The sequence below is a fragment of the Chishuiella changwenlii genome (assembly GCF_900142565.1).
Taxonomy (GTDB): Bacteria; Bacteroidota; Bacteroidia; order Flavobacteriales; family Weeksellaceae; genus Empedobacter; species Empedobacter changwenlii.
The window spans coordinates 1-12300 of sequence record NZ_FRBH01000020.1 but is presented as its reverse complement, the minus strand read 5'-3'; the positions used below and the strand labels follow the sequence as shown (position 1 = coordinate 12300).

Below are 12300 nucleotides of genomic sequence, written 5' to 3'. Positions count from 1 at the left end.
GGATTAATACCAGGCGTATCTTACACAGGTACTTATACCATACCTTATACGGGTAGTAGCGAATCTGATTGTGAATTACAATTACCTGCAGAAACTATTACACAAAATGGGTTAACATTAACCTATCCTGGTGGTCCTGTTTCATCTACAGGGACTATTACCTATACATTATCGGGTACCTATACTGGTGCTGCTTATGGTGCAGCAGTTACTTTTACTACAAGTAGTGGTTGCCAAATATACTTAGGTCCATGTAGCTCGTGTAAACAACTATTAGAATTATTCCCTGGAACACCAGATGGCGTGTACAAAATAGATCCTGACCAAGGACTTACTGCATTTGGAACAATGAATGCACAATGTGATATGACAACAGATGGTGGTGGTTGGACAATGGTATTAAATTACCTACACCGAGCTGGTACTAGTCCTGCAACTACTGTTAGAACGTATTTACCCGTTATAGGAAGTTCTACATTAGGAACAAATGAAGCGGGGAATGCAAGTATTTGGGGGCATGGAAACAGAGCTTTACAAGCCACTTTAAAACCTACTGAATATCGTTTCTACGGAATTACAAGTGGACATAATAGGGTGATGCATTTTAAAACGGCTCATGCAGGTAGTATAACGTATTTTACAACAGGAGTAGGAAATGCAAGTGGTATACAGAATTCGTTTACGCCACTTACTGGGCATACCACTAATTTACCAGCAACAGCAACTAATTTTGATAACGCTGGTGCAAATAACGAATTATCCATTTATCCTTTCTACAGGCCAAATTTTTATTGGAATATTGGTTTGTCGAATGTTTACTGGCATGTAGATGATGGTAATACTACTGATATTACCAGTACACTCCATAGAGTTTGGGTAAGATAATAACTATCAATTTATTTGGGATGCAAAAGCTCTTTTTATTGATAAAGAGCTTTTGCACTTACCTAAGTAAAAACATTATTTAATATTCTTAATTCAATTTAGATAAATTAACAACAAATGTAAAATTAGAAGTTCGAGATTGGAAATTAGTTCTAAGATATAAGATTATAAGGGATAAGGTTTAACATGTTAAATTAAGCTGAGCCTATCGAAGCATCATTAACTTCTCTTTAATTTTTTAACTAAATGAGATCCTGAAACGACATTTCGAATTGGCTAAACATAACAAAGATAACACATTACAATAAAAACAAGATTAACATTAAAAATTATTGTTTAATACCAACACAACCAATTATGAAAAAAATATTATTCTTTTTAATTCTCCATCTCAGCTATTTATCATTTAGCCAGGTGGGTATAGGTACTACAACTCCTAGAGGAGATTTAGATATCAACAATCCTCTTACCAATACTAATGGATTGGTATTGCCAACAAACGCATCTGCTGCAAACATGCAAAACCCACAAGGAGATAATCTTGCACCTGGAACTGTTATGTATGATAGCTCTGCCAATTGTATAAGATATTATGAAAAAAATATAGCTAACGACAGTATACAAAAATGGTCGAATTGTTTGCTTACAGACAGAGAAAATCCTCCATCTATTGATTATATTGCTGTGGATCCTTCTTTTACAGGGAATTATTCACAAAATGTTGCCATGACATCGGCGAATACCTTTAGAGTGGCTGTTACAAATACATCTTTTGCTACTGTTGCATTAAACTTTGCTCGAACAGATTTAATGCTTTCTGGTGTAGAGGGGGTAGAAGCATCTAGTGTATCGCCTACAACAGCTACACTAAGCCCAGGACAAGTACAATTGTTAACCTATACATTAACTGGGACACCTACAAACTGTGGAACATTAACTGGGACTTGGAAAAAACTAAATTTACAATACGCCACAAATGTTTACGTAAGACAAAGTGTTAATTACGTTTGTAACCAAGGTTCTTGGAATAACTCTGTAGCTCCTGAATACAAATTAAATGGTCTAGTACCAGGCGTATCTTACACAGGTACTTATACCATACCTTATACGGGTAGTAGCGAATCTGGTTGTGAATTACAATTACCTGCAGAAACTATTACACAAAATGGGTTAACATTAACCTACACTGGTGGTCCTGTTTCATCTACAGGGACTATTACCTATACATTATCGGGTACCTATACTGGTCCTGCTTATGTTGCAGCAGTTACTTTTACTACAAGTAGTGGTTGCCAAATATACTTAGGTCTATGTAGTTCTTGTAAAGATATACTAACAAAATTACCTGGCACACCAGATGGCGTGTACAAAATAGATCCTGACCAAGGAGGAACAACTTATTCTACAATGAATGCACAATGCGATATGACAACAGATGGTGGTGGATGGACAATGGTCTTAAATTACCTACACCGAACTGGTACTAGTCCTGCAATTTCTGTTAGAACGTATTTACCCGTTATAGGAAGTTCTACATTAGGAACAAATGAAGCGGGGAATGCAAGTATTTGGGGGCATGGAAACAGAGCTTTACAAGCTGCTTTAAAACCTACTGAATATCGTTTCTACGGACTTTCAAGTGGACACAATAGGGTGATGAATTTTAAAACTGCTCATACTGGTAGTATAAATTATTTTACAACAGGAACAGGGTCTGCAAGTGGTATACAAAATTCGTTTACGCCACTTAGTGGGCATACCACTAATTTACCTGCGACAGCAAATACATTTTTAACACAATTTCAAGGTAGTGATAATCTAGAATTATTGAATCCCTCTTTCTATAATAGTAGTATAGGAACTAGTATTCGTTGGTATATAAATACTAATATATGGGAAATGGATGAACAAACATCCTCTAATGTTCGCAGTACACTCCATAGAGTATGGGTAAGGTAATAACAATTGGGATGCAAAAGCTCTTCTTAAATAAAAGAGCTTTTGCACTTACCAAAGTAAAAACATTATTTTAATTCAATTTAGATAAATTAACAACAAATGTAAAATTAGAAGTTCGAGATTGGAAATTAGTTCTAAGATATAAGATTATAAGGGATAAGGTTTAACATGTTAAATTAAACTGAGCCTATCGAAGCATCATTAACTTCTCTTTAATTTTTTAACTAAACGAGATCCTGAAACGACATTTCGAATTGGCTAAACATAACAAAGATAACACATTACAATAAAAACAAGATTAACATTAAAAATTATTGTTTAATACCAACATAACCAACTATGAAAAAAATATTATTCTTTTTAATTCTCCATCTCAGCTATTTATCATTTAGTCAGGTGGGAATTGGTTCTACAACTCCTAGAGGAGCTTTAGATATTAACAGCCCTACAACTTCTGTGTTTGGATTAGTGCTACCTACAAATGATTCGCCGGATAATATGGTGAACCCACAAGGAGGTACGATTGCATTTGGAACTATGATGTACGATAGCACAGACGACTGTATAAAATATTACCAAACAAATGCAGCTAATGGCGGAGGACAAAAATGGACTCCTTGTATATTACAAGCTACAGATGATAATACAGTTAAAATAAATTACATTCCTATTGGTAGATCTTTTACAAGTACTTACAAAGAAGATACCCCAATGACAACTGCTAACACATTTAGAATTGCTGTTAAAAATGAAGGTTATTCCCCTGCAAGTCTTAATTTTTTACCTACAGATTTGGTTATTTCTGGTGTAGAAGGTATTACAGTAGCATCTGTTTCTCCTACAACCACTACTTTAAATGCAGGCGGAACTGTAGAACTTACCTATACTTTATCTGGGACCCCGGCTGATTGTGGTCCATTAACAGGGACATGGAAAAAATTGGATTTAGAATACACCAGAACCATAAATGTTGTTCCAAATCTTATCTACAACTGTGCAGAGGGGTCTTGGAATAACTCTGTCTCTCCTGAATATAGATTAAATGGATTAGTACCAGGAGAATTTTATACAGGTACTTACACTGTTCCTTATACAAATGATGGTGAACCTAGCTGTGATATTCCTGCAGAAACTATTACACGAGATGGGTTAACATTAATCTACCCTGGTGGTCCTGTTTCACCTACAGGGACTATTACCTATACATTATCGGGGACCTATACTGGTACTGCTAATGTTGCAGCGGTTACTTTTACTACAAGTAGCGGTTGCCAAGTATATTTAGGTCCATGTAGCTCGTGTAAACAACTATTAGAATTAGTTCCCGGTACTCCAGATGGGGTTTACAAACTAGATCCTGACCAAGGACTTACTGCATTTGCAACAACGAATGCACAATGCGATATGACAACAGATGGTGGTGGATGGACAATGGTCTTAAATTACCTACATTCAAGTGGTACTAATCCTACAATTACTGTTAGAACTAGTTTACCCATTATAGCAAGCTCTACATTAGCAGCTAATGAAAGTTCGAATGCAAATACTTGGGGGCATGCAAGTAGAGCTTTACAAGCCGCTTTAAAACCTACTGAATATCGTTTCTACGGAATTACAAGTGCACATAATAGGGTGATGCATTTTAAAACGGCTCATGCAGGTAGTATAACTTTTTTTACTACAGGAGTAGGAAATGCAAATGGTATACAAAATTCGTTTACGCCACTTAGTGGGCATACCACTAATTTACCAGCAGCTGCAAATGAATTTTTTAATGGTGGTGTTAATAACGAATTAACATTTTTCCCTTTTTATAATAGTTTAGTATCATGGTGTTTAAATAATAATAGATGGGAAATGGATGATAATGTTAATGTTAATAATAATCGCCATACACTCCATAGGGTTTGGGTAAGGTAATAAATTTCATATAGTATTAATAAAAATTGTTTAAGGTAAAATAGCCAGAAGATTATTCTTCTGGCTATTTTTTTATTGTAATATAGATTTGAGATTCTAGATACGAGATATTAGATTTTTGGTATTTTGATGTATAAAGTAAAACGTATAAGGTGGAATAGATTTGAGAAATGTGTTAAAGTGTTTAAGGGGAAGGGTAAACGCTGAATGCTTAAAGTTTAAAGATGTAAGGTTAAAAATCATAATTTAATTTCTGTCTTTTCGAGTCGTTTTTCGAAATGAAGATGAAGAAAAATTGTATCGAGAAATTAGACAAAAATACCAATCTCGAACTTCCAATTTCAAATTCATCACTTTTCAATTCTCATTTTTCAATTTTAAATTTTCAATTATTCTCAAAACTTTTTACTTAATCACCTGTGGATAATCAAAAGTATTTTTAGGATCATATTTTAGTTTAAGCTCTTGTAGACGTTTCAAATTATTACCGTAATAAGAATTATTTGCATTTGGGAAATTAATATCTGGATAATTTCTATATTGTTTTGTATTTCCTAAATCTCTTAACAAACGTTGAATTTCTTCGAAAGTAGTTACTAGGGCTTTTTCTTGTTCTGGTTTATCCCAATAAGATTGTAATTCACTTAAATAATTAACATCCCGATGAGGATAAGCAGTTGCTGAAGATTTAATTTCATTAATTTTTCCGCCCAATGTATTTACCTGATAAATAATTCCTTTTACAGAAGTTACTTTCCTATAAATTTCAGACAAACCTTTTTCGATATCACTTATCGATTGATATAATCCCGCAGAAGCATTCTTAAAATAAATTGGCTCTTTTACACCATAATAACTTTTGAGAGCTGTTGCTAAACTTCGATTTGGCATTTTTTTATAATTCGTAGCCAATGCGATTAATTGCGAAAATTGCTTTTCAAAATCGGACTGACTTTCATTGAAATTGGTAAATAAAATCGTTAGAAATTTACCATTTAATACAAATGCAGAAAAAGCTTCTTGAGGTAATTTTTCGGTCGATTGAAACCATAATTTTATCAGTTGTATAAATTTACTTTCAGTTAAATTAGAAAATTTTAAACGATACGAACTAAAAGATGTCGGTGCCTTATAGGTTTTAAAATGCATTTCTGTAATTACACCAAAATTCCCATTACCTCCACCCTTGCATGCCCAAAGTAAATCTTTATCTTGATCAGAATCTATAACATTTCCTTTATAGTCTATCATTTTAACACGTAATAGACTATCACAAGTTAAACCGTATTTTCTACTAAAAAAGCCATAACCTCCACCCAAAGCTAATCCACTAATACCAACTGTTCCACATGAACCTGTTGGTATAATTCGTTTTTTTGGTAAAATATTATCATAAACATCTTGCAATAAACAAGCTGGTTGTAATTTTACTAGCTCGTTATTTAACCAAGTAATGTTTTTCATTAACCCAAGATGAATTAACATTCCATTGTCTATGTTAGAGAATCCCTCAAAACTATGACCTCCACTTCTTATCGCAATTTTCAGATTTTTATCATTCGCCATTAAAATTGCTTTTTGCACAGCTTTATCTGTTTTACAAATCGCTATGTACTTAGGATATTTTTCTATTCGTTTATTAAACGATTTTCTATATTGATTGTAAGTAGAATCATTTTTAGTTAATAATAAAAAGTCATCTTCTAATAAATTATCTAATTTATAAAAAGACATAAAAAAAATTCCTAAACTACCTGCTCCAAGTAATTTTAGGAATTCTCTTTTTGTATATTTATTTTGCATCATAACTAATTTTTGAGTTAGCTAAAGATACAAATTATTTAATAGTTTTTCCTTTTAACCAGCTTTGACATTTTGAATAGCTTTCCCTGTCTTCTTATTAAACAATAATTTCTTTAATTGATTTGAAAGTGGTTTTTCTAAATAATTATAACTAAACAAACCAAATGAAAAGAAGAATATAACTAATAAAAATAGGAATAGGTACGATTCTTTACCAAAATAGTTGTTGTACATTATAATACAGCCTGCTCCTATATGATAATGTATTAAATAAACAGAATAAGATGTTACTCCTAATTTTCCGATAAATGGATTTGTGAGATAAATAAGCAAATGCGATTTGTAAACAAATACCAAATACGTAATAACTGTAATAATTGTTAGGACAGTAAAAATTGGATCAAATTTCTGTAACCCTACTTGTGCTAACGCGGATAAAACAATATAAACTATGTATTTTTTATGCGAAGGAGTTTTATACAATTTATAAAGAAAAACACCTATTAAAAACCACAGACATTCACTAAAAAATCCTAAACATTTTGCAATAGCTATCATCAAGTGAATTGTATCTTCTGAGATGTAGCTTTTAAGATAAGAATGAACAGCACTACTTTTTAAAATATTAAAAATGAGTATTCCTATTATACAAATAACCGTAAAATTTCGGATGTATTTTTCTTTATTATTAAAGAATAAAAATCCAATAATAACATAAAAGCAAACTTCTACCCATAAACTCCAATAAGCATTATCTATGTAGTAAAACTTAATCTCACCTACAAATAGATCGAAAACATGAGGATCAATAAATGTATTAGCAATTAAAAGATTGGGGAAATATTTAGAGCTCCCATAACCTTCTCCTGAATAAATAAATGTAAAAAAACAAAAAGTTAAACAAGAACAAATAAACATAGCAGGAGCTAAACGCAAATAACGCTTCTTTAAAAATTCTAGATAATTGTTCGTATTCTCTAAAGAGTATAAAATTACAAATCCGGAAATCACGAAAAAGAATGGGACTCCAAAAAAGCTGTATCGAATAAAATACTCTAAAAAAACATTTCCTTTTACATTGTATTGAGCCAAGAAATGTCCTATCATAACAAATAAAATAGCGAACATTCGTAAGCCATCTAAAATAGCAATTCTTTTCATATTAGGTTTAGAGGGTTGATTATGTTACATTGAAATTATTTATACTAATTATTTTATTCTAGAATTTTCGATTATCATCTTGTTTCAACTACAATCTGTCATATTTGTTACATTGAGCCAATTCGAAATGTCGTTTCATGATCTCATTTTGTTAAAAATTAAAGAGAAGTTAATGATGCTTCGATAGGCTCAGTTTAATTTAACATGCTAAACCTTATCCCTTATAATCTTATCTCTTACAACTAATATCTAATCTCGAACTTCTAATTTCTGTCTAGTCGCTTCGACAGGCTCAGTATGACACGTTGAATTAATTAAAATTATGTTTCATAAAAAAGTTTAAACAACTCCTCTATTTAATATTATTTTCTTTTAACCAATTTCTATACTTTTCAGCATTTTTCATGTGTTCATTATAATCATTTGTATAGACATGATAACCTGGTTTAGCAGGATTTGCAACAAAGAAAATAAAATCGTGATTTGCCGGACTAAGAACTGCATCTATAGCTCCTAAATTTGGCAAACAAATTGGCGCTGGTGGTAATCCTTTATTACGGTAAGTATTATAAGCATTAGAAGACCATGTCCATTTCTTGTATACACGTTGTATTTTCTGATTCCAACCATTTTCCATTTTATAAGCATAAATTGATGTAGGATCTGCTTCTAAACGCATATCTTTAGCTAAACGGTTCATATAAGCACGCGCTACTTTTTGTTGTTCTTCCATGTTATCTGAAGACTCCAATTGTACAATAGAAGCTAATGTAACAACTTGTAGTGGTGTCATGTTTAATGCTTTTGCTTTAGCTAAACGTTCAGCATTCCAAACCTTATTATGTTGAGCAACCATTTTCTCAACAAATTTTTCTGGCGTTAATCCCCAGTAAACAAAATAAGTTTCTGGAATAAAATATTGTTTAACCGTTTCGTCATTTAACGTAGAATCGTTTTTCTCTTTTACAAAATCGCGAATAGCAGTTAAAACTTCTATGGAATCTGCATCTATTTGTTTTGAAACAGATCCTGCTAAATGATAAATTGTTGGCTCATTTTTTATACGAAGTTTTACTTCTTCTTGTTCGCCGTCTTGTAAACGATCTATAATATCTCGGTTAGAATCAGCTTTAGATATTTTATATTTTCCAGATTTTATAGTAGCTGGATAGTCTGCTTCTTCAGCATATTTTTTAAATAATTTTTCGTCTTTTAGAAAAGGTTTCAAAGAATCTAAAACTTCTTCGAACTTAGCTCCTCTTGTAATATAAATATAACCATCTTTTGTTGTATTCCCTTTAAATCCATCAATAAATGAACATCCTATAAATAAGAACGAACTGATTAATACAATTATTAAATTAAATTTTCTCATGGTTTTTAATTAAATTTCTATTTCACCTTCAAAGACTTTTTCTGCTGGCCCATTTAGCCACACATTAACAAAGTTATGATTATTTTCTTCAAAATTTACAGATAAATCTCCACCGATAGCTTTTACCTGAATATTATTGGTATCTACTTTCTTTTTTACAAAAGCAGAAATTGCAGCAGCCGTAATCCCTGTTCCACATGCCAATGTTTCGTCTTCTACACCGCGTTCATAAGTTCTTATCAATAAACTGTTGTCTTCCATTACTTGTACAAAATTCACATTAGAACCTTGTTCAAAATAGGGAGCACCATTTCTAATATTTCTACCTATTTCTACAACATTTAAGCTCGTAAGATTATCTACAAACTCTACATGATGTGGAGACCCCGTATTCATAAATAAATAATGATCATGATCTTCAACCTCATTTATATCAATCATCTGTAAACGTATAATTTTGTCATCTACAACGCCGTGATGTAAACCATCTATCGCATTAAATGTCATTCTGTCAGATGCTGCATCTAAATCTTTTGCAAAACGAATAATACAGCGTCCACCATTTCCGCACATTGTGCTTTCGTTTCCATCAGAATTAAAATAAATCATTCTAAAATCGTGCTCTTCATCATTTTGTAACAAAATTAATCCATCTGCTCCAATTCCAAAATGTCTATCACAAAGCCTCTTGATTAGTGCTGTTGAGATCGGGAAACTATTCTCACGATCATCTATCATTACAAAATCATTTCCTGCTCCTTGATATTTATAAAACTTTAATTTCAACTTCTATATTTTTACACAAAAATAATTACTTTTTTGACGCGCCTAACCAATCTAATAAAAAATTTATAATTGAGTGTTAAGATGCGTTAAACAAGTTTGAAATGTTAAAATTTTGGTCTTAAATTTGATTTGTTAAAAATAAGACTTAAAACTTTATATATAAAATGAAAAAATATACTGGTTATTTATTAGTTGGATTAGTTAGTTCTATGACAACTTTAGGAGGATTTTATTTGATGAGTGATCATGCAAATGTTCCATTTATAACAAATGCTAACAATCAGAAAAACGGAGATTTTGAATTTGTAGATTACAAAGGAAATTATGGTTATGATGCCCCAAATTTTGTTGAAGCTTCAAGTAAAGCTATACATACGGTTGTAAGTATTAAAAACTATTCTTCTCAAAGACAAAGACAAAATCAGCAATTTTTTGATCCGTTAGATTTCTTTTTTGGTCAACCAGATCAACAACAACGTAGACCACAACAGCAACAAGAGCAAGATCAGCCTTCGGGAATGGGATCTGGTGTAATTATTTCTCAGGATGGATACATTGTTACCAATAACCACGTAATTGACGGAGCTTCTAAGATTGAAGTTACTTTAAATAATCAAAAAAGTTATACAGCTGTATTGGTTGGTACTGATCCAAGTACTGATATTGCTTTATTAAAAATTACTGAAAAAGGTTTACCATTTACAAAATTTGTAAACTCGGACGGAATAAATGTTGGAGATTGGGTACTTGCAGTTGGTAATCCGTTCGGGTTAACTTCTACTGTTACTGCTGGTATTGTATCTGCAAAAGGAAGAAGTATTAATATTTTGGGTAAAAACTCAGAATCACCAATTGAGTCATTTATCCAAACAGATGCGGCTATTAATCCAGGAAACTCTGGTGGTGCATTGGTTAATGCTAACGGAGATTTAATTGGTATTAATACCGCTATTTCTTCTCCTACAGGAGCATATTCTGGTTATGGTTTTGCTGTACCAGCGAATTTAGTAAAAAAAGTAGTAGAAGACATAAAAGCATACGGAATTGTACAACGTGGATACTTAGGTGTTAAAGGATTTGATTTATCTAATGAAGATGCTGTAAAACAATATAACAAACAGTTTAAGAAAAATATCAAAACAGATAATGGTGTTATGGTAACAGAACTTGTTTCTAAAGGTTCTGCAATTGATTCTGGTATTGAAGAAGGTGACATCATTAAAGAAGTAGATGGAAAACCAATTACATCTTTCTCTAGTTTATCTTTTATTATTGGTAGTAAAAGACCTGGTGATAAAGTAGATATTAAAGTGCAAAGAGGTAATACTAGCAAATCTTATACGATTACTTTAAAAGATGCGAAAGGTAGTACGAAAGTAAGAAGTAAAGCTGACCTTACTCCTTCAGAAATTTTAGGAGCAGAATTTGATCCTTTAACTGAACGTCAGAAAGATAGTTTCGGAATTAACTATGGTGTTATGGTGAAACATTTAGAAGGTTCTGGAAAATTGGCTGCTGCTGGTGTACAAGATGAATTTATTATTCTTACAATTAATGACAAAGAGGTAAGCTCTCAAGCAGATATTGAGAAATTACTAAAAAATCATAAAGGTCGTGTATCAATCAAATTTGCTGATTATTACGGTCGTATTTATACAAAAGGGTTTACGATGGATTAATTTTGAGTCGATTAAACTCTGTTTTAAACCTTTTATAAATAGCTATAACTTTATTGTTGTAGCTATTTATTTTTTGCGTTGTTTTCAAATTAGAAGTTCGTTGTTAGGTTGTTAGGTTGTTAGGTTGTTAGGTTGTTAGGTTGTTAGGTTGTTAGGTGTAAATTTAAGTTTCATTACTTTTCAATCAAAACTCATAGCTTTTTATTTTTCAATTTTCGATTTTCAATTTTTAATCATACTCATAACTTTTAGCTTCCAATTTTCGCTTTTTTATAAAAAGTATAAAATTACTATCACCTATAATACCTAACTGAATATTAAGTAAAAAAATAGACTATAATCAATTAACAGTTAACCATTTGCTGTTTTTTTTGTAAAAAAAATAGTTATACATTTACTTCATTCTTAACTCTAACTACTAACTATGAAAAAAAAATTATCCTTTTTTCTCCTTTATCTCGCGTATATATCATTCGCACAAGTCGGAATCGGTAATTCAACACCAAGAGGTGCATTAGATATTAATCGACCTACAACCAACACCTATGGATTAGTATTACCTACAAATTCTTCTGTAACAAATATTGTTAATCCTCGTGGTGGAGCAATAGCTCCTGCTACAACTATCTATGAAAGCTCAAACGATTGTATAAGACATTACAGACAATCTGCATGGTCTAATTGTTTACTAACAGAAAACGGTAGTCTATTTAACATTAGCAAGGTAGAACA

General features: G+C 31.8%; 8 protein-coding genes and 1 pseudogene. 5 read left to right on the top strand and 4 right to left on the bottom strand.

Going from position 1 to position 12300, the window contains the following annotated elements; translation table 11 throughout:
- The 3 genes from BUA86_RS16160 to BUA86_RS15795 all read left to right on the top strand — a co-directional run.
- The coding region (locus BUA86_RS16160; protein ID WP_221405239.1) for a fibrinogen-like YCDxxxxGGGW domain-containing protein at positions 1-885 on the top strand (885 nt) is incomplete at its 5' end.
- Between the two features lie 357 nt (positions 886-1242).
- Complete coding sequence (locus tag BUA86_RS15800) at positions 1243-2844, top strand: fibrinogen-like YCDxxxxGGGW domain-containing protein (protein ID WP_143147351.1); 1602 nt, start codon at positions 1243-1245, stop codon at positions 2842-2844.
- 339 nt (positions 2845-3183) lie between these two features.
- A complete protein-coding gene (locus BUA86_RS15795; protein ID WP_143147350.1) occupies positions 3184-4764 on the top strand; it encodes a fibrinogen-like YCDxxxxGGGW domain-containing protein in 1581 nt (526 codons plus the stop codon).
- 405 nt (positions 4765-5169) lie between these two features.
- Here the strand turns inward: BUA86_RS15795 and BUA86_RS15790 are convergent, their stop codons facing one another.
- The 4 genes from BUA86_RS15790 to dapF all read right to left on the bottom strand — a co-directional run bounded on the left by BUA86_RS15790 (position 5170) and on the right by dapF (position 9889).
- A complete protein-coding gene (locus tag BUA86_RS15790) occupies positions 5170-6570 on the bottom strand; it encodes an FAD-binding oxidoreductase (protein WP_083580410.1) in 1401 nt (466 codons plus the stop codon).
- Between the two features lie 51 nt (positions 6571-6621).
- Positions 6622-7728 (bottom strand): acyltransferase family protein, encoded by a 1107-nt coding sequence (locus tag BUA86_RS15785; protein WP_072934123.1) that lies wholly within the window; start codon positions 7726-7728, stop codon positions 6622-6624.
- Between the two features lie 352 nt (positions 7729-8080).
- Positions 8081-9103: an endolytic transglycosylase MltG gene (mltG, locus tag BUA86_RS15780; RefSeq protein WP_072934122.1), complete on the bottom strand. Its 1023-nt coding sequence runs from the start codon at positions 9101-9103 to the stop codon at positions 8081-8083.
- 9 nt (positions 9104-9112) lie between these two features.
- Complete coding sequence (gene dapF, locus BUA86_RS15775) at positions 9113-9889, bottom strand: diaminopimelate epimerase (RefSeq protein WP_072934121.1); 777 nt, start codon at positions 9887-9889, stop codon at positions 9113-9115.
- A gap of 164 nt (positions 9890-10053) precedes the next feature.
- Here dapF and BUA86_RS15770 point away from each other — a divergent pair, with 164 nt between their 5' ends.
- Complete coding sequence (locus tag BUA86_RS15770; RefSeq protein WP_072934120.1) at positions 10054-11568, top strand: Do family serine endopeptidase; 1515 nt, start codon at positions 10054-10056, stop codon at positions 11566-11568.
- A 424-nt stretch (positions 11569-11992) separates the two neighbouring features.
- A pseudogene (locus BUA86_RS15765) lies at positions 11993-12300 on the top strand (hypothetical protein); the annotation flags it as partial.

What these genes read in the sequence shown, in the direction of transcription:
- BUA86_RS15800 (WP_143147351.1), top strand. Translation starts at nt 1,243, where the DNA reads ATGAAAAAAATATTATTCTTTTTAATTCTCCATCTCAGCTATTTATCA.
- BUA86_RS15795 (WP_143147350.1), top strand. Translation starts at nt 3,184, where the DNA reads ATGAAAAAAATATTATTCTTTTTAATTCTCCATCTCAGCTATTTATCA.
- BUA86_RS15790 (WP_083580410.1), bottom strand. Translation starts at nt 6,570, where the DNA reads ATGATGCAAAATAAATATACAAAAAGAGAATTCCTAAAATTACTTGGA.
- BUA86_RS15785 (WP_072934123.1), bottom strand. Translation starts at nt 7,728, where the DNA reads ATGAAAAGAATTGCTATTTTAGATGGCTTACGAATGTTCGCTATTTTA.
- mltG (WP_072934122.1), bottom strand. Translation starts at nt 9,103, where the DNA reads ATGAGAAAATTTAATTTAATAATTGTATTAATCAGTTCGTTCTTATTT.
- BUA86_RS15770 (WP_072934120.1), top strand. Translation starts at nt 10,054, where the DNA reads ATGAAAAAATATACTGGTTATTTATTAGTTGGATTAGTTAGTTCTATG.